The 17,894-nt window shown below is 47.4% G+C and carries 16 protein-coding genes; 9 read left to right on the forward strand and 7 right to left on the reverse strand.

The features are described 5' to 3' along the window. Positions 1-284 precede the first annotated feature (284 nt). Together QH73_RS24370 and gloB are read left to right on the forward strand one after the other, a co-directional pair. Entirely contained in the window at positions 285-638 is a 354-nt protein-coding gene (locus QH73_RS24370) for a DUF1257 domain-containing protein (protein WP_039713162.1), read from the forward strand. A gap of 196 nt (positions 639-834) precedes the next feature. Next, on the forward strand, positions 835-1,635 hold the full coding sequence (gloB, locus tag QH73_RS24375; RefSeq protein ID WP_039713161.1) for a hydroxyacylglutathione hydrolase: 801 nt from the start codon (positions 835-837) through the stop codon (positions 1,633-1,635). A gap of 3 nt (positions 1,636-1,638) precedes the next feature. Here gloB and QH73_RS24380 read toward each other — a convergent pair whose 3' ends face one another. Then, positions 1,639-2,382 (reverse strand): glycoside hydrolase family 24 protein, encoded by a 744-nt coding sequence (locus tag QH73_RS24380; RefSeq protein WP_236147163.1) that lies wholly within the window; start codon positions 2,380-2,382, stop codon positions 1,639-1,641. Next, a complete protein-coding gene (locus tag QH73_RS24385; RefSeq protein ID WP_039713160.1) occupies positions 2,382-3,044 on the reverse strand; it encodes an NAD(P)H-binding protein in 663 nt (220 codons plus the stop codon). Before QH73_RS24385 ends, QH73_RS24380 begins: the two co-directional genes overlap by 1 nt. A 184-nt stretch (positions 3,045-3,228) precedes the next feature. Between QH73_RS24385 and QH73_RS24390 the strand changes: the two genes are divergently transcribed. Beyond that, on the forward strand, positions 3,229-3,891 hold the full coding sequence (locus tag QH73_RS24390) for a DUF1997 domain-containing protein (RefSeq protein WP_039713159.1): 663 nt from the start codon (positions 3,229-3,231) through the stop codon (positions 3,889-3,891). A gap of 36 nt (positions 3,892-3,927) precedes the next feature. Here QH73_RS24390 and QH73_RS24395 read toward each other — a convergent pair whose 3' ends face one another. After that, the gene (locus QH73_RS24395) at positions 3,928-4,398 is read right to left on the reverse strand and encodes a DUF4079 domain-containing protein (RefSeq protein WP_132867520.1); all 471 of its coding nucleotides are present in this window, start codon (positions 4,396-4,398) and stop codon (positions 3,928-3,930) included. 72 nt (positions 4,399-4,470) lie between these two features. Between QH73_RS24395 and QH73_RS24400 the strand changes: the two genes are divergently transcribed. From QH73_RS24400 to QH73_RS24415, 4 genes are all read left to right on the forward strand, one after another. After that, a complete protein-coding gene (locus tag QH73_RS24400) occupies positions 4,471-4,641 on the forward strand; it encodes a hypothetical protein (protein ID WP_165587776.1) in 171 nt (56 codons plus the stop codon). 2 nt (positions 4,642-4,643) lie between these two features. Next, positions 4,644-6,125, forward strand: a complete 1,482-nt coding sequence (locus QH73_RS24405; RefSeq protein WP_039714433.1) for an ankyrin repeat domain-containing protein — start codon at positions 4,644-4,646, stop codon at positions 6,123-6,125. 376 nt (positions 6,126-6,501) lie between these two features. Then, the gene (locus QH73_RS24410; RefSeq protein WP_039714432.1) at positions 6,502-6,876 is read left to right on the forward strand and encodes a VOC family protein; all 375 of its coding nucleotides are present in this window, start codon (positions 6,502-6,504) and stop codon (positions 6,874-6,876) included. Positions 6,877-6,983: 107 nt separating this feature from the next. Next, the gene (locus QH73_RS24415; protein WP_039713157.1) at positions 6,984-8,282 is read left to right on the forward strand and encodes a recombinase family protein; all 1,299 of its coding nucleotides are present in this window, start codon (positions 6,984-6,986) and stop codon (positions 8,280-8,282) included. 20 nt (positions 8,283-8,302) lie between these two features. Here QH73_RS24415 and QH73_RS24420 read toward each other — a convergent pair whose 3' ends face one another. Further along, positions 8,303-8,911 (reverse strand): hypothetical protein, encoded by a 609-nt coding sequence (locus QH73_RS24420; protein WP_039713156.1) that lies wholly within the window; start codon positions 8,909-8,911, stop codon positions 8,303-8,305. A 543-nt stretch (positions 8,912-9,454) separates the two neighbouring features. Here QH73_RS24420 and QH73_RS24425 point away from each other — a divergent pair. Beyond that, positions 9,455-9,862 carry a DUF1499 domain-containing protein gene (locus QH73_RS24425; protein ID WP_039713155.1) on the forward strand — a complete coding sequence of 136 codons (408 nt, stop codon included), beginning with the start codon at positions 9,455-9,457 and terminating at the stop codon, positions 9,860-9,862. Between the two features lie 298 nt (positions 9,863-10,160). Here QH73_RS24425 and QH73_RS24430 read toward each other — a convergent pair whose 3' ends face one another. The 3 genes from QH73_RS24430 to psaA form a co-directional block, all read right to left on the reverse strand. Then, on the reverse strand, positions 10,161-10,553 hold the full coding sequence (locus QH73_RS24430; protein ID WP_039713154.1) for a hypothetical protein: 393 nt from the start codon (positions 10,551-10,553) through the stop codon (positions 10,161-10,163). A 277-nt stretch (positions 10,554-10,830) separates the two neighbouring features. Beyond that, on the reverse strand, positions 10,831-13,044 hold the full coding sequence (psaB, locus tag QH73_RS24435) for a photosystem I core protein PsaB (RefSeq protein ID WP_039713153.1): 2,214 nt from the start codon (positions 13,042-13,044) through the stop codon (positions 10,831-10,833). A gap of 64 nt (positions 13,045-13,108) precedes the next feature. Further along, positions 13,109-15,367 (reverse strand): photosystem I core protein PsaA, encoded by a 2,259-nt coding sequence (gene psaA / locus QH73_RS24440; protein ID WP_039713152.1) that lies wholly within the window; start codon positions 15,365-15,367, stop codon positions 13,109-13,111. Positions 15,368-15,903: 536 nt separating this feature from the next. On the opposite strand from psaA, the gene QH73_RS24445 reads away from it, so the two are divergent. Further along, positions 15,904-17,892: a hypothetical protein gene (locus QH73_RS24445; RefSeq protein ID WP_201278334.1), complete on the forward strand. Its 1,989-nt coding sequence runs from the start codon at positions 15,904-15,906 to the stop codon at positions 17,890-17,892. Positions 17,893-17,894: the final 2 nt, after the last annotated feature.

A 17,894-nucleotide genomic window follows, 5' to 3' on the forward strand; every position in this document is an offset into this window, starting at 1 on the left:
CAAACCTCCGAGACTTTTATCTACCTTGCCATGATCCGTATCATGGTTAGGCGGCTGGCATAAAATCTCACCCTTCAAAACTTTTCAAACATCCTCTAAGTGAAAAGGCGATCGGCTGTTCTGATTTTTGTCTTCAAAATCATTGTTCTAGTAAAAACAGTCAAGCGATCGCGCAGTCTGATAGGTATCGAGTAGGGAATTTCAGTAATTAATTTTTTTCTACCAACTCAAATCTCACGTTTTTCTCAAATATTATTCTCAAACCCGAACTGGAGGAAATAGAAATGTCTCACTTTCGCACCCTTCGTACTAAGCTTACTAATGTCGAAATTTTAAAGGCTTCTTTGAAAGATTTAGGTATTTTCGTTCAGACAGATACTTATGTTCGCGGCTATAACGGTCAACGAGTTCGCGCTGAAATTGTTGCTGTGCTTGAAGGCGAACAGGACATTGGTTGGTCGCGAAACGCCAATGGTTCGTTTGACATGATTGCTGACTTACCCGGTGTTGGTAGGAAAAATAATGTAGCTGAATTGACCAATGCTCTCAATCAAAAATATGCGATTAATCAGGCATTGGCACAAGTCAAGCAACGCGGATTACAAACTGCAAATGTAAAGTTAGTGCTGCAAGATTAGTTGCTTTACCAAGGGTGCAGCTCTATGCACCTCTTTTTTTTACTCCACTCGTAATTACCGTTCCATCAACATCTGTATTTATGCCCTTGCGATTGGATCGATTCTAAGCCCTGTCGCGCCAAACGCCATTCTTCACTGATAACTGATAACTGATTCCTCGCTACATTAGAAATGGCACTGTATAGAGTCAGGTGAAATGCAGGTTCTTCGTCTTAACGCACTCTCTGATAACTACATTTTTTTACTTTACGAACCACAGCAGAATATAGCTGCTGTCGTCGATCCGGCTGAGGCTGAACCAGTTTTAAAACAACTGCAACAGCTGGGTGCAGAATTAGTAGCAATTTTTAACACCCACCACCATCACGATCATGTGGGTGGAAATCAAAAGCTGATGCAAAAATTTCCACAACTGACAGTTTACGGTGGCATTGAAGATAAAGGCAGAATACCAGGACAAAAGGTGTTTTTACAAGAAGGCGATCGCGTTTCATTTGGCGATGCCTTCGGCGGTTCGCGAAGCGACCATCGCACTGGCGAAGTTTTCTTCGTCCCAGGACACACCCGCGCCCATATCGCTTACTATTTTCCTCCTACCACAGCCGACGAACCAGGAGAATTATTCTGCGGCGATACTTTATTTGCTGGCGGCTGCGGAAGATTATTTGAGGGTACGCCGACTCAAATGCTAGACTCTTTGAGCAAATTACGCAATTTACCCGATAATACCCGCGTTTGGTGCGCTCACGAATATACGCTGAAAAATCTGCAATTTGCGTTAACCGTAGATGGAAATAATGCAGAACTGCGATCGCGCTTTGCTCAGGTAAAATCCGCCCGCGATCGCGCCCAAGCAACTGTGCCATCATTACTGGGAATAGAAAAGCAAACCAACCCATTTCTACGCTGGCAGCAACCCGAACTTCAAGCAGTTACTAAAAGTCAAGATCCCGTGCAAACATTTGCCCGTCTGCGAGGTATGAAAGATCGGTTTTAACTGTTAACTGTTAACTGTTAACTGATTTTGTAATTCCTGTTGCAAGACTTTTTGGTAGATTCGTGGCAGAGAACTGGTCATCGCGTTATCTTCAATTCCGTAACCGAGACTCGTCCAAGTACCGGAAAGCAGCCTTAACACTCGGTCTAGCTTTCCTTGACGTAATAATTCAGCTATGTCCGTTCCCCACTCTTGCGAGTCGTTGAGCCAAGCGTAAACCACCTTATCCTGATATCTTGCCTCAAAACTATAAGACTTCCACAAGAGAAAGCCAGAAGGCTGAGGGTGGTATCGAGGGGCGAGAGCATACCAAGTTGTATTTATCATTTGATATCGCCCCGCTGCGGTAGAGCAATTTCCCTTGTTGGGACCGTTGACAATTGTGATACAGCGTTCTGGATGACGGCTCAAGTCGCTAACACGCTGACCACCATAGATTAGAGAATAGGGTCGAGAACCGTTTGCCTCGCTAGCAGAGATCGTCCGCATTAAAGCCCGAATGTAAGGATCTCCCCCCTGCATCACCAGAGGAGGAAAATTACTCTCAAAAGTAGGATCGGCAGGCGATTTCGCTTGAGGTAAATGCCGCAGAAAGGATAGCAAGACAAACACAGCAATACCAGCGGCAACTAAGCGCCTTCTACCGATCCTTTTAGCCGCCTGCGATCTTCCCTGCTCCCTGCTACGCGGCTTTACTGGCGAGGACACCTCGCCAGCCGCCCGCTTCCCTACTCCCTGCTCCCTCATTAAGCAACGCCTGCAAACAAATCTGCCAAATTCTTCTCTGGGGCTTCTGGTTTGGCGATCGCCTCGACAATTTTATTTCGGGCTGCTGGTTGAAATAAAGCTTCCACACAGACTTCGGCTACCTTGGTACGCGGAATGCTACCGCTTAAAGACAGCGTATCGGGGGAATATAACACGATCTTATCTGCGTTATCTTCATTCTTTAACCCCCCAGGACGGACGATCGTATAAGTCAAACCACTTTTTTGAATGTACTCTTCCGCTTGCTTCTTCCAAACCAAAATTAACCAAAACAAGTTGAGTGGATGGAACAATTGCGACGCACCAACCGAAGACACCAAAACAAAATGCTCGATGCCTTTGGCTTTAGAGACATCGACTAGATTTTTCGTGCCTTCGTAGTCTACTTTGTAAGGTGCTGTGGGGTCGAAGCCTGGTTTTGCTCCTGTCGCACACAAAACGACCGTACTATCCGCGATCGCAGTTTCTAAGGTACTTGGCTGTAGCACGTCACCCTGCACCAATTCGGCAGTATTAGGTAGAATTGCTCTAGCCGATTCCAAGTCCCGTACCAGCGCCCGCACGGGAATATTTCGTGCCACAAGTTGCTGGACGATCCTGCGACCTGTCTCACCTGTTGCGCCTGCTACAAATGCTTTCATAGTGATTATGTTAAATAAACGACAGTTATTTGTCTTGCTATCTCTAAATTTTAAATTTGATAAACATTTGATGAACTCTCCCAGATTGACGTTTTGTTTTAGTAAAGATCGAGTTGGGAACAGCAACCTCTAACTTATCGTGGGCATCCTGAATATAGAGACCAGATTAGACACAAGGGCTTTTATGCTGTCAAGCAATCGCGAATACCAATACATGGAGGCTTCAGAAACGGTTTGGGATGCAGCAGCCGTGCCAGAGGTAGAAATACCAGCCGAGAAACTAACTCGCTTTCACGGTCAGTTTACCGACTGTATGGAAATGTATGCTGACGTGCATACTGTTGCCGAATATCTTAACGCCCATCAGGGTTGGTTTTGCCGCTGCGCTCAGCCAATGACAGTAGAGCCGCTTGGCGCTAACGGTTATGCCTTGACAGTCGGTCGCTTTGGTGCCTTCAATTACGAAGTAGAACCTAAAGTCGGTTTGGAACTTCTACCTCCAGAGTCAGGCGCTTATCGAATTAGAACGATCGCCATTCCAAATTACGTTGCTCCTGGCTACGACGTAGACTTCAAAGCAGTAATGAATTTAGTGGATGCTAGTACTAACACTCATGACCACGGTGTCGTTACTGGAGTCGAGTGGGAACTCGATCTATCGGTTTATTTGCATTTTCCCAAGTTCATTCAGCGCTTGCCGCAATCTGTCATTCAAGCTACAGGCGATCGCCTCTTGAATCAAATCGTGCGTCAAGTTTCCCGCCGTCTAACTCACAAAGTACAGGAAGATTTTCACACGTCCTTCAATTTAACTTTTCCCAAAAAATCGAAGCGCCGCCGTAGCTAATGTGAAAGCGCGATCGCGCTCTCACACCAAATTCGATTACTGTTTAGTAATAATCCTCTGGACAATTTGTACTCCGCTTACGGCTTGCCAACTAAATAGAGCTAAAATCGTAGCATTTAGGACAATATGGGTGTATCTCGCCCAATCTTGTCCTTTTTGCATGAAAGGAGACAAGCTAGCAGAGATAGCGATCATTCCTGTCATACCTAGTCCCGCTAAAAGGTGGGGTCCAACAAATAGCTTGCCATTATTAATGTAAGTCACAGCCATCGCACCAATCGCACCCAGCACCATCAGCGCCAGAATCAGCGAGCCAACTTGGTAGTGTTTGACGTTATATCTACCTTTGAGCAGCTCTTTCTTTTTCTCGCCTTCAGCAGTTCTTGCCCGTCGCCACTGGATGCCCAAATAGAGCGCATAAATTGACACTCCTAGTAATATCCACATCAATACTGGATGGAAAAAATTGAGCCAAAACTTGACTTCTGGGGAGAGTAGAGCATTCATCGTGCGTTCACCTGGCTTTAAGAATCTTTATAAAAATTATAATAGGGAGCAGGGAGTAGTTATCAGTGACCAGTGACCAGTGACCAGTTAGCTCCACTACACCCCACACCCCACACCCCACACCCCACACCCCACACCCCACACCCCACACCCCACACCTCCCACACTTCCCACACCCTACACACCCCACACCCCACACCACTCAATTGTCTTGTGCCTGACCGATCGCGCTCTATGAGATGATTATGAGCATGGATAGTCGTGGTGTCTCCTTAATTCGAGCGGTAAAAAGTGGCGACGTTGGGCAGGTAACAGCGCTACTCGATCGCGGTGCTGACCCTAACGAGTGCGATCGCGAGGGGACGACAGCTTTGATGTTTGCCGCTCAACTTGGCTATACGGAAATCGTTCGCGTGTTGCTCGATCGCAATGCCAATCCCAATATTCACCGACAACTTTTTGGGATTACGGCTTTGATGTTAGCAGCTGCGTCCCACCGTCTCGACGCGATCGAACTCCTGATTGCGAGGGGAGCAGATGTTAATGCTGGTAATGACGACAACAGCACAGCCTTGATGGTAGCTGCTGCCAAAGGAGATCTTGAAGTCGTACAAATCTTGTTGCAAGCAGGTGCAGATGCCAATACTAGAGACAAAGATGAGGATACAGCACTGCTCCTAGCTATCCAGCACGGATACGATCGCATCGTCCAAGCTTTACTCGTTGCAGGGGCAGATCCAAACCAAACCACAGCAGGGGAAACAGCTTTAACTCTAGCAGCAGCAACAGCTAATACTCAGATAGTCAAAGTTTTGCTGACACATGGCGCAGCAGTTAATGGCAAAAATTGGGAAGGTAGAACGGCACTCATGCAAGCTGCGCAAAGAGGTGATGTTGCCGTGACTCAATTGTTGCTAGCTAAAGGTGCTGAGCTGAATTCAAAAGACGATGCAGGCGAAACAGCTCTCACATTGGCAGTAGACGGAGGAAACCTAGAGATTGTCAAAGCCTTGTTGGAAGCCGGTGCTGACGTGAAGGCAAGGACGGAAGATGGTAGTACGGTAGTCGCGATCGCGGCAGCTAGCGGACAGGGAGCGATCGCCTCTGCTTTGCTTCTATACGGCGCTGACATCAATGCTAAGGACAAAGATGGAGAGACCCCCTTACATTTGGCTACCGTTGAAGGCTACGCTGATGTAGTAGAGAGCCTACTCGAATGCGGTGCTGATGTCAATGTCAAAAATCAGCTTGGCGATACTCCGCTGTTGGTAGCAGCTTTGCAAGGACACAGCCAAATTGCCGAAGTATTGCTACGACGGGGTGCAGACCCCAATGTCAGAAATTTAGACGAAACTCCCCTCAACCTTGCCGCTAGCCTCGGTCGCACTGAGACAGTCAGAGTATTGTTAAACTATGGCGCAGACCCAAATATCCAAACAGCAGACTGCAAAACCCCACTGATGAAAGCAGCAGACCGCAACCAGATCGGTGTGATGCAACAGCTATTAAAAAAAGGGGCAGATGTGAATCGCCAAGATGCAGCCGGAGCTACAGCCCTGATGTGGGCAGCCCATCGAGGTTACAGCGAAGCTGTAGAATTACTATTAAATGCAGGGGCAAATGTTAATTTAAAAAATCGAGGCGGACATACAGCACTGACGATCGCCGAGTTTAACGGTTATACAAATGTGGTGCGATCGCTCCAAGCCGCCGAGAGTAAGTCGTAAGTCAAAAGTCAAAAGTCAAAAGTCAAAAGTCATTCTCGCTGTTCCCTTTCTTCACTGATAACTGATAACTGATAACTGATAACTGACAACTGCTCACTGTTTCGCTCCGGCTTGATAGCGCTCGATTAGTTCTGAAAGGTTCATCTTCGCCATCGATTCTCACAGTAGGATTGGTAGTAAGCATCAAGCTTGTGCGAATAGAATTCGCAGACACGTACTAGGTTCGCCTGCACGGACTCTATAGCCTGCAAAAGCAGGCTTTGCCTGTGTAGTCGTGATTTACACTCGCCAGAGTGCTTACTCGGATAAGTTTTGCAAATATAAAAAGCGAGAAAAGTAAGATTAGATACTGATGTTGGGGAAGGTGGAGCAATTTATGCAAATCGAGCAATGTCTTCATACCGCTATACTAGTCTCCAATTTAGAGCAAGCCGATCGCTTCTATGGGGAAATTTTGGGATTAGCCCAAGTCGAGCGATCGCTCAAATTTTCTGGTACTTGGTATCAAGTCGGCACGTATCAAATTCACCTCATTGTTGCACCCAGCGTACCTTTTACAACTCAAAACCCTGAAAAATTGGGTCGCAATCCTCATATTGCTTTTGCTGTATCCGATCTAAATGCTGCTAAGCAAAGACTTTTGACTCACAACTGTTCTATACAAATGAGTGCTTCTGGTCGTGCTGCTCTTTTTACTCAAGATCCCGACGGTAATATCATCGAACTGAGTCAGTTAACAGTTATCAGTTAACAGTTATCAGTGGTGCGTAGTGCGCGATCTAATTGGGACTTGTGACTTTTCCTTGTCCCCTCGCCCTCCACCCGCTTTCCGACTCCCGACTCCCGACTTACGACTTAATGACAACCTTTGCCTACTGCTATACCGATCCTCTCCTCGATCCGACACCCGACCTCGGTCGGTGGCAGGGTGTGGATCGAGTTTATCAAGACTTGGGGCAGCGATCGCAGTTGCAGCAGTTGTTGAGTGACTGTCAGACAGCACCACCAGACTGTTTATTTGTCCGTTGCTTGGAAGATCTAGGCGATTCTATGGCAGAAATTGGCGATCGCTTGGCTCAATTGCAGGCTTTGAGTGTAAAGGTAGCGATTGGTGAATCGTCTTTAGCAACAGATTTAGCGAGTGAATTAACGCTACAGACAGATTTAATTCAACTTCTACACGCTGTAGGACAACAGCAGCGTAGCCGTCGCCTGCGTCAGGGACACGCTCGCAATCGTCTCAATGCCTTGCCTCCTCCTGGTAAAGCTCCCTATGGTTATCGGCGCGGTAAAGAAAAATACGCGATCGACCGTACTACTGCCCCAGTTGTGAAAGATTTTTTTGAAAATTTTCTCCTGTTTGGTTCTTTGCGCGGAGCAGTACGGCATTTAGCACAAAAATATGGCAAAAAGATTTCCGTGACTACTGGACGACGCTGGCTGACGAATCCTGTTTATCGAGGCGATACGGCTTATCAAAACGGTGAAACGATCGCCAATACCCACGTACCAATTATTTCTCGGGAAGAGGCGGCTCAGATCGATCGCTTGTTGCGGCGTAACCGCCAGCTCCCGCCGAGAACTGCTAGCGCTCCTCGTTCCCTCGTCGGATTAGCGGTTTGTAGCGAGTGCCAAGCGCCAATGACGGTTGTGAGCGTTACTGCTCGTCGTCAAAAGCGCGAATATCTCTACTTACGCGCCTTGCAATGTCCTCAACGCCCTAAGTGTGGTGCTATTGCCTACGAACAGGTATTAGAACAAACAATCGTCGCCATTTGCCGTGATTTACCTGATGCTGTGGCTCAAATGAATTTTCCCCAATTGGATGCAGCAAAGCAGTCTTTACTCAGCGAGATTGCCAATCGGGAAGAGATTTTAGCTCAACTCTCTCAGCTTACTAGTACAGGTGTTTTGGATGAAGAGACTGCTAGTCTACGTGCCTACAAACTCCGTGCGGAAATTTCCCAGTTACAAGCTAAATTTGCGACTTTACCACCAGTCAATTTACGTTCCGTAGCTCAGGCTGTATCCATTCCCCAATTTTGGCGGGATTTATCTGAATCGGAGCGTCGCTTCTACTTTCGCGAATTCATCAACCAAATTCAGATTGTGCGGCAAGATACGACTTGGCAGGTGCGCTTAGTTTTTGTTTTTTAATATTAGACTTCACTGCAATATTAGGTTTCGCTTCTCAGGCGCATTGCTAGTTCTGCAAATAAAGCCGATAACGTAATTCGATTAGCTTTGTCGCTCCGAATTTCCTGAGTTTCTCGCTCGACTGTTGCTAAAATTTCCGCATATTTCTTTCCTATATCCTCGTTCATATTTTTAGATTGGTCTAAAATCTGCTGGCGTAAATCTCGGGCAATTTTATTTGTTTGCTCGTCCAAATCAAAAAGCTTTCTCTCTAGATTTCCAACTTGGTTTTTGTGTTCTTGAGTCAGTTCTTTTAAAGTTTCATCTCTACTAACTTGCTGTTTTTTAACGACTTCTGTGAGAGATTCAATTTCTTGTCTGATGTAGGCTTCCAACCCATCCATGCGCTTTCTTGTATCTTCCCGTAGTTCTGTAAACTCTTTCAGCAGTCGTTCTTCAATACGGTTAAATCTTTTATTATTTTCTCGAACTTGCGTTCCAAAGAGAATTTCCCGAATTTTATCTAAACTTCCACTACTCAAGTTTTCTACTTGAGAATATTGAGAGCCATTCGCTACAGTTGAAATCGGTTCGTTTTTGGAAGATTCTCCATCAATATAGTTGATATTATCGTCTGTAGATGCACTCATTATTAGCTCCTTATCTTTATTCTGAAAATGGTTGATTTACATTTTCATTCTTGCGCTGTTGTTTGCGATCGCAGTCCGAAATTGACTCATCTTTTCTAGTTTAGACGAGACCGTATCTAAAATTTTGCTTCAATATTTTATGATTTCGTGCTGGTGTACAGCCTTTATTTAACAAAATTAATCGTAGCGCGAGTACTGGAGGTTAATTAAAGTTTTTTGTAAAATTTAAACTTCGCCTTACAACAATATCTCGAAAAACTAAGAAAAAATTAAAAATTTTTTACACCGATCGTTTTTGTCACACAGTAATACACCACAGACTTAGAGTAGTGCGTTACGCCAAAGGCTAACGCAGCCTACGTAATATTGCAAAAATCAAATATGAATCCTATCTTACTGATGTTTCATCTTTTCCAGTTTTGAGTAGTGTAACAACACAACTATCGCGAGAAAATATGAATTGCGCGCGATCGCCACTAACATGAGCAATACAATGCAATACAATATTAAAATTCATAGATAGATGTCTCGCCGATAAAGAGCGTGGGTATATTTACAGGAAATAGACCAAATAACTTGGGCGTGCGCGATGGTAAGCTAGCTCCATGTCCGAATACGCCTAACTGCGTCTCTAGTCAAAGTGCAGATGCCAGCCATAAGGTGGAGCCGCTAAACTATACATCTGCTCCCGAGGTGGCATTGACCCAACTCAAACAAGTTATCTCAAGTTTACCGAAAACGAATATTGTGACGGAAACTGACAGCTACATCTACGCTGAATTCACGAGTGCGATAATGGGTTTTGTCGATGATGTCGAGTTTTATTTAGACCGCGACGCACAAGTCTTCCACGTCCGTTCGGCTTCTCGATTGGGTAAATCCGATCTGGGCGTGAATCGCAAAAGAATAGAGACAATTCGAGCGCAGTTTCAAGAACTCCAAGCACAGTAAACAGTTATCAGTTATCAGTTATCAGTTATCAGCAAGCAAGAAGTTAGGAGTCAGGAGTTAGGAATTGGAATTAACTCGTCACTGGTCACTGAAAAAAAATACCCTCCTGCTGTGGCTTGAGGAGGGTTTGAATCTTTGCATGAGGAAGCAGACTGTTTGGTCTACTGAAAGATAGAATAGAAGGCTAATGTGACATAAATGTGACACAATTTTCAATTCGATCGCCTTCTCTTTCAATTGCAATCCGTTTTTAGGGGCGTACAGGCGTGCTTCCCTAAAAATTTATGTATCTCACATACTAATCTACGAAGTCTGAGGGCATATCAGGTTGTGCCTTGTCATTTGAAGAAATTGGACGCTGACCATCCACATTCAATGTCCTGTCAACTTTAAAATCATTTGCAGCGATAGGGCGTTGACCGTCAATATTTACCGTTTCTTTGATTTCTAGATCGCTGGGATCGATGGGACGGCTACCGTCTACATTCAATGTCTCTTGAGATTGTAAATTACTGGCAGTGATTGGACGCTGACCGTCCACATCCAGGGTATCGCGCACTTCATTCTTATCAGCAGCAATAGGACGTTGACCGTCAATATTCACCGTCTCTTTGACTTTAATTTCACTCGGATCGACTGGACGATTACCATCTACATTAATCGATTTTTGGGTTTGCTTCTTGCGACTCATGTTTTTCTCCTATATCGATCCTCACAGGTAAATCATTGGGCGAGGACGGGTTTATTGAGATCTTGTTTGCGCTCTTCTTTGCGCCTAACGCTACGCTAACGGCTTCGCCTTCGCTATCGCTAACGCCTACGGCTGATGCGTGACAAAAACTCAGAGCGCAATATAAACCTTAGCTTTACAAACACGCTAAAAACATCTACTAAAAGTCTAAACATTAAAAATCCCCCACCCGTAGGTGAGGGATTTTCTCATTTAACTACACAACTAGGTAGAGGCGTTAACCAAACTTACCAGCCGTGGAGGCAATGAGGAACGCAGCATACGTGAGGATGTATCCAGCAGCGAAGTGACCTAAGCCGACAATCCGAGCTTGAACGATGGATAGAGCCACGGGCTTGTCTTTCCAACGAATTAGGTTCGCTAGTGGAGTCCGCTCGTGCGCCCAGACCAAAGTTTCGATCAATTCTTGCCAGTAACCGCGCCAAGAGATCAGGAACATGAAACCAGTTGCCCAGATCAAGTGTCCGAGGAGGAACATCCAAGCCCAGACAGACAGGTTGTTCATGCCATAGGGGTTGTAGCCGTTAATTAGCTGAGCTGAATACAGCCACAGGTAATCGCGCAGCCAGCCCATCAAGTATGTCGAAGACTCGTTGAATTGAGCTACGTTGCCTTGCCAAATACCTAAGTGCTTCCAGTGCCAGTAGAACGTGACCCAACCAGCAGTGTTTAGTACCCAGAAAGCAGCTAGGTAGAAGGAGTCCCAAGCGGAGATGTCGCAAGTACCACCACGACCAGGACCGTCGCAAGGGAAGGCATAACCGAAGTCTTTCTTATCGGGCATCAGCTTGGAACCACGGGCATCCAACGCGCCTTTCACGAGTACCAACACGGTTGTGTGGATCGCCAAGGCAAAAGCGTGGTGTACCAAGAAGTCGCCAGGACCGATGGTCAAGAATAGAGAGTTCGTGCCGTTATTGATTGCATCCAACCAGTTAGGCAGCCATGCAGCGCCAGCGGTGGAAGCAACGCTATCGGGATTCGATAGCAGGGTATCGAAGCCGTACAGTACTTTACCGTGAGCGCCCTGAATGAACTGCGCGAAGACTGGTTCGATCAGGATTTGCTTTTCAGGAGTACCGAAAGCAACCACTACGTCGTTATGAACGTATAGACCCAAGGTGTGGAAGCCCAAGAAGAGAGACACCCAAGACAAGTGGGAGATAATCGCTTCTTTGTGCTTCAAGACGCGATCGAGAACGTTGCCTTTGTTTTGCTCTGGGTCGTAGTCGCGTACCCAGAAGATTGCAGCGTGGGCAAACGCACCCAACATCAACGCACAAGCAATGTACTGGTGATGGGTATACAGCGCTGCTTGTGTCGTGAAGTCTTGCCCGATGAAGGCGTAGGGAGGCATCGCGTACATGTGCTGCGCGACCAAGGATGTGATCGTTCCCAGTGCAGCCAATGCCAAAGACAGTTGGAAGTGCAGGGAGTTGTTGATCGTGTCGTACAAGCCTTGGTGAGGCAGGTTGAACTGACCTTCAGTGCTAGCGCCGAAGAATTTCTTGGCGTTGAGCATTTCTTTGATGCTATGACCGATCCCAAAGTTGGTACGGTACATGTGTCCGGCGACGATGAATAATACCGCGATCGCCAGGTGGTGGTGTGCCATGTCCGTCAGCCACAAAGACTGGGTTTGGGGATGGAAACCACCTAAGAAAGTTAGAATTGCGGTTCCTGCGCCCTGACTCGTACCAAATACGTGATTGGCAGTGTCGGGGTTAGCAGCATACGCGCCCCAGTTTCCAGAAAAGAAGGGTTGTAGCCCATCTGGATGAGGTGGGGTGGTGAGGAAGTTACTCCAACCAACGTGCTGTCCGCGAGATTCGGGGATTGCAACGTGAACTAGGTGTCCGGTCCAAGCTAAGGAGCTAACGCCAAACAGACCAGCTAAGTGATGGTTGAGGCGTGGCTCGGCGCTCTTGAACCAGGAAAGACTGGGGCGGAACTTGGGTTGCAGGTGCAGCCAGCCAGCGAACAGGAAGAGAGACGCTAGTAGCAGCAGGAAAACAGAACCCATGTAGAGGTCGTTATTTGTCCGCATCCCAATGGTGTACCACCAGTGGTAAACACCAGAGTAAGCAATGTTAACCGGATAGCTAGCACCAGCTTGGGTGAAAGCATCAACTGCGGCTTTACCGAATTGTGGGTCCCAGATCGCATGAGCGATCGGACGGACGTGCAATGGGTCTTTAATCCACTGCTCGAAGTTGCCTTGCCAAGCGACGTGGAACAGCAGGCTAGATGCCCACAGGAAGATGATTGCCAAGTGACCGAAGTGAGTGGCGAAGAGTTTCTGATACAGATTCTCTTCGGTCATCCCGTCGTGGCTTTCAAAGTCGTGAGCGGTGGCGATGCCGTACCAAATCCGACGTGTCGTCGGGTCCTGGGCTAGGTCTTGGCTAAATTTAGGGAATTTTGTTGCCATAGGTTACGTGAATCCTCTGACCTATTGCCATCAGCAATCCATAAGAATTGCTGATGACTGAATGCTAACCTACTGAAAGTATTCGCGCCTCGAAGAACGCCCAGATCGTGACGATCGCCCCCAAGAGGTAGTGGGCTACTCCCACAGCTCGACCTTGAATGATGCTCAAAGCGCGAGGCTGTACGGTAGGAGCGACTTTTAACTTGTTGTGCGCCCAAACGATCGATTCGATCAGTTCTTGCCAGTAGCCGCGACCGCTGAACAAGAACATTAAGCTAAATGCCCAGACAAAGTGAGCGCCTAAGAACAGCAGTCCGTAAGCGGACAACGCCGAACCGTAGGACTGAATCACCTGAGCGGCTTGCGCCCACTGATAGTCGCGCAACCAGCCGTTGATGGTAGTGGCGCTGAGGGCAAAGTTGCCTGCCGTAATGTGATTGATCGTACCGTCTGGGTCTACCGTGCCCCACACGTCCGATTGCATCTTCCAGCTGAAGTGGTAGACGGCGATCGCGATCGTGTTGAACATCCAGAACAAACCTAAGAATACGTGATCCCAACCAGAAACCTGGCAAGTACCGCCGCGTCCTGGACCGTCGCAAGGGAAGCGGAAGCCCAAGTTAGCCTTGTCTGGGATCAAGCGAGAGTTACGGGCAAACAAGAAGCCCTTAAGCAGGATTAGTACGGTAACGTGGATTTGGAAAGCGTGGATGTGGTGGATCATGAAATCCGCCGTACCCAACGCGATCGGCATCATGGCGACTTTTCCACCTACAGCCAGCACGCCGCCACCGAAAGCATAGCTGACGGGTTCGAGGGCGTTAGGAGCGGTAGAACCAGGAGCCAAGGTGTGTAGGTTTTGTACCCACTGCGCGAATACGGGCTGAAGTTGAATCGCCGTATCCGAGAACATATCCTGGGGACGACCGAGCGCTTGCATCGTGTCGTTATGGATGTACAAGCCGAAGCTATGGAAGCCGAGGAACATGCACACCCAGTTGAGGTGAGAAATGATAGCGTCGCGGTGACGAAGTACCCGATCCAGAACGTTGTTCATGTTCGTGGCTGGATCGTAATCCCGCACCATAAAGATGGTGGCGTGAGCTGCACCACCGACGATACAGAAAGCGCCAATCCACATGTGGTGAGTGAAAATGGACAGCTGAGTTGCGTAGTCGGTTGCCAAGTACGGATACGGAGGCATCGCGTACATGTGATGCGCCACGATAATCGTCAGCGAACCCAGCATTGCTAAGTTGGTTCCCAACTGAGCGTGCCAGGAAGTAGTCATGTTTTCAAACAGACCTTTATGACCGTCTCCGGTGAAGGGTCCTTTGTGATTTTCCAGAATTTCCTTCAAGCTGTGACCGATGCCCCAGTTCGTCCGGTACATGTGTCCGGCAATGATGAACAGTACGGCGATCGCCAAGTGGTGGTGCGCTTGATCTGTCAACCACAGTCCACCAGTAACGGGATTAAGTCCGCCCTTGAAGGTGAGGAAGTCAGCGTATGCGCCCCAGTTCAACGTCCAGAAGGGCGTTAAGCCTTGAGCAAAACTGGGATATAACTCAGTCATCAAGTTGGAGTTGAGGATAAATTCTTGCGGCAAAGGAATATCCTTTGGTGCTACCCCCGCATCCAACAGCTTGTTAATTGGCAAAGATACGTGGATCTGGTGTCCTGCCCATGCCAAGCTACCTAGACCTAACAATCCTGCTAGGTGGTGGTTTAGCATCGACTCGACATTCTGGAACCATTCCAACTTAGGAGCGCGTTTGTGGTAGTGGAACCAACCAGCAAAGAGCATCAGCGCTGCCATGACTAAACCGCCAATGGCTGTGCAGTAGAGTTGGAACGTGTTCGTGATGCCAGCACCACGCCAAATTTGGAAAAATCCAGATGTAATCTGAATGCCGTGGAAGCCACCACCGACATCAGCATTTAAAATGTCTTGACCAACAACAGACCAGACGACCTGAGCGCTAGGCTTCACGCCCAGCGGATCGGCTAGCCAAGCTTCATAGTTTGAAAAACGAGCGCCATGAAAATACATCCCGCTCAACCAGATGAAGATCACCGCTAAGTGACCGAAGTGAGCGGCGAAGATTTTACGGGAAATATCTTCTAGGTCGCTGGTATGCGTATCGAAATCGTGTGCGAGGGCGTGCAGGTTCCAAATCCAGGTTGTGGTTTTGGGACCTCTAGACAAGGTGCGATCGAAATGTCCTGGTTTTGACCACAACTCAAATGAAGTTGGGACTGGATCGTTATCGACCACAACTCTTGCTTTCTTTTCCTCTCGCTCCGGAGGACTGATCGTCATTTAGACTCTCCTCTCTTGACAAGGAAACAGGAGTGGTTTAATTCACAAATCGATTTTCTTTGAAGAAGCCAACCATTTTGTCTGCTTTATGACATCCATCAGGTAGACAAGAAGACCGATCGTGAAACTGCTTTCTGATGAATTATAAAATCTCGCTTGTCTTCATCTTAGGCGTTTGTTAACAATAATTCAAAATTGCTCAACATTAAGCAGGTTCAGGTGTCCAAGTTTCCATGACTGTGAAAAAAGTCAAGGGGTTATTTATATAATTTACAAAGCTAAATAATTTGCAACACTTATGAAGAAAGGAGTCAGAAATCAGGAGACAGGAGACAGAAGTTATGTCTGGAGAGCGAAGTTTTTTAGTCAATAGATTTGTAGAACCGCAAGTCACTTGTATTAGTAGATACTCAGACCGCGAAAGCTGAGCTGTCGTCTGGCACAATCTGTAAATCATTTCAGGCGATTTACCTACAACCCTTAAAATTTAGATTGAGGGTGACAGTAAATTTCGAGCATGAGGAGCATTTGAGGTGGTGGCGATCGCAAAACTACAAAAAATGGCTAAGGCTGCGATCGCAGTTTTAGTCTCAGCATGTTTGAGCTTAGGTTTAGTAAGTTGTGGCAGTTCGGATACTTTACGCGCTGCTACTCCCCCAAACGCCCGTAGCACAGTCCAACTTGCAGGCAACATTACCGAAGTCGCCCCACCGGAAGCTATTCTACAACTGCGTCAAGCCTTAGAATCTCGCCAGCCGCAAGTCAAAATCTTGTCTCCTCAGCCTGATGAGGTGCTGCAAGACGATACGGTATCAGCCCGCTTTCAAGTCCAAGACCTACCTGTCTTTCAAAATTCAGATTTAGGCTTAGGTCCCCATCTTCACGTTATTCTCGATAACCAGCCCTACGAAGCCGTCTACGACGTGCAAAAGCCTTTTGTCCTATCCAACCTCTCTCCAGGTACTCACACGCTGCGCGTCTTCGCTTCCCGCCCTTGGCACGAAAGTTTTAAGAATGAGGGTGCATACGCCCAAACTACATTTCACGTTTTTACTAAAACCGACGATAACAACCCTAACTCTAGCCAGCCATTATTAACCTACAGTCGTCCTAAGGGTAGCTATGGGGCAGAACCAATCCTACTCGACTTTTACCTCACCAACGCCCCTCTACACCTCGCTGCCCAAGCCGATCCTCAAGACGAAGTTCCCGACTGGCGTATCCGTTGTACGATTAACGGCAAGAGTTTTATCATCGATCGCTGGGAACCGATTTACCTTAAAGGCTTTAACACGGGGAAAAACTGGGTACAACTCGAATTTCTCGACGAACAAGGCAACCCAGTCAAGAATGTTTTCAATAACACCGTCCGCGTCATTTCTTACGATCCGAATAGTCAAGATACTCTTTCAAAACTGGTAAGGGGTGAATTATCCGCCGCCGCAGCCCGTGGTATTATCGATCCTGACTACAAGGGCGAAGTAGAAGCAGCGCCTACACCCGTACCACCAGCAGTAGAAGAGACTACTCCATCGCAACCAGAAGAGAGACAAGCCGAACCGGAAGAAAAGCCTGCCGAAACAGAAATTGAAACCCCAGAAATTGAAACTAAAGAACCAACCCCGGTACCTCCAGCCAAGGCAGAAGAACCGAAAGGATTTTTCAATCGCTTCCGTCGTCCTGCTGCTACTCCATCTCCGGCGCTACCGGAAGTCAAAGAATCTCCCGCACCGGAGTTAACTCCACCTGCTGTAGAACCACAGCCAGAAATTTCGCCGGAAGTGGAATCTGCTGTAGAACCAGAAGAGAAACCCGAAGCAGCACCAAAAAAACTAGAGGAAGAACAACCGAAAGGATTTTTCAATCGCTTCCGCCGTTCGCCAGTTGTTGCACCATCGCCAACACCAGAAGTAGAAGCACCTGCACCAGAATTAACTACTCCTGAAGCAACGGAACCATTACCAGAAATTGCCCCAGAAGTACCAGCAGTAGAAATTACGCCACCAGTCGCACCGACTCCAGCAACTCCCGACTCCCCAGTACGGGCGCACAGCAGTGCGCCCCTACCGACTCCCGACTCCCGTACGGGCGGGTTTAGAAACCCGCCCCTACCGACTCCCGACTCCCAACGTTTTGGCGGCTATTTTAATCGTTTTCGTCGTCCACCAACGGCTACACCAACGCCTACTTTGCCTGAAGTGGAAGAATCACCCGCATCCGAGTTAACTACTCCTGAAGAGGAAACTACTACTCAAGAAATTGCACCAGAGTTAACAACACCAGTAGAACCAACTCAACCAATTGCGCCAGAAACACCAAAGACTCAAAATCCAATTGGTCAAAAATTTGGTGGTTATTTCAATCGTTTTCGTCGTCCTCAAGTCACGCCATCTCCTAACGTGTCTCCTGCATTACCAGAAATTACCGCACCAAGCGAACAACCGATTCCCGAAACTGAAAGTTCAGGCGATGCAGAGTTAGTACCACCTGTAGGTGTACCTGAAAATATGGGCGATCGCAATTAAGC

This window comes from Scytonema millei VB511283, from assembly GCF_000817735.3.
In the GTDB taxonomy this organism is placed as follows: domain Bacteria; phylum Cyanobacteriota; class Cyanobacteriia; order Cyanobacteriales; family Chroococcidiopsidaceae; genus Chroococcidiopsis; species Chroococcidiopsis millei_B.

Excerpts from the sequence above, each read along its gene's own strand:
- QH73_RS24370 (WP_039713162.1), top strand. The coding sequence starts at position 285 with ATGTCTCACTTTCGCACCCTTCGTACTAAGCTTACTAATGTCGAAATT.
- gloB (WP_039713161.1), top strand. The coding sequence starts at position 835 with ATGCAGGTTCTTCGTCTTAACGCACTCTCTGATAACTACATTTTTTTA.
- QH73_RS24380 (WP_236147163.1), bottom strand. The coding sequence starts at position 2,382 with ATGAGGGAGCAGGGAGTAGGGAAGCGGGCGGCTGGCGAGGTGTCCTCG.
- QH73_RS24385 (WP_039713160.1), bottom strand. The coding sequence starts at position 3,044 with ATGAAAGCATTTGTAGCAGGCGCAACAGGTGAGACAGGTCGCAGGATC.
- QH73_RS24390 (WP_039713159.1), top strand. The coding sequence starts at position 3,229 with ATGCTGTCAAGCAATCGCGAATACCAATACATGGAGGCTTCAGAAACG.
- QH73_RS24395 (WP_132867520.1), bottom strand. The coding sequence starts at position 4,398 with ATGAATGCTCTACTCTCCCCAGAAGTCAAGTTTTGGCTCAATTTTTTC.
- QH73_RS24405 (WP_039714433.1), top strand. The coding sequence starts at position 4,644 with ATGAGCATGGATAGTCGTGGTGTCTCCTTAATTCGAGCGGTAAAAAGT.
- QH73_RS24410 (WP_039714432.1), top strand. The coding sequence starts at position 6,502 with ATGCAAATCGAGCAATGTCTTCATACCGCTATACTAGTCTCCAATTTA.
- QH73_RS24415 (WP_039713157.1), top strand. The coding sequence starts at position 6,984 with ATGACAACCTTTGCCTACTGCTATACCGATCCTCTCCTCGATCCGACA.
- QH73_RS24420 (WP_039713156.1), bottom strand. The coding sequence starts at position 8,911 with ATGAGTGCATCTACAGACGATAATATCAACTATATTGATGGAGAATCT.
- QH73_RS24430 (WP_039713154.1), bottom strand. The coding sequence starts at position 10,553 with ATGAGTCGCAAGAAGCAAACCCAAAAATCGATTAATGTAGATGGTAAT.
- psaB (WP_039713153.1), bottom strand. The coding sequence starts at position 13,044 with ATGGCAACAAAATTCCCTAAATTTAGCCAAGACCTAGCCCAGGACCCG.
- psaA (WP_039713152.1), bottom strand. The coding sequence starts at position 15,367 with ATGACGATCAGTCCTCCGGAGCGAGAGGAAAAGAAAGCAAGAGTTGTG.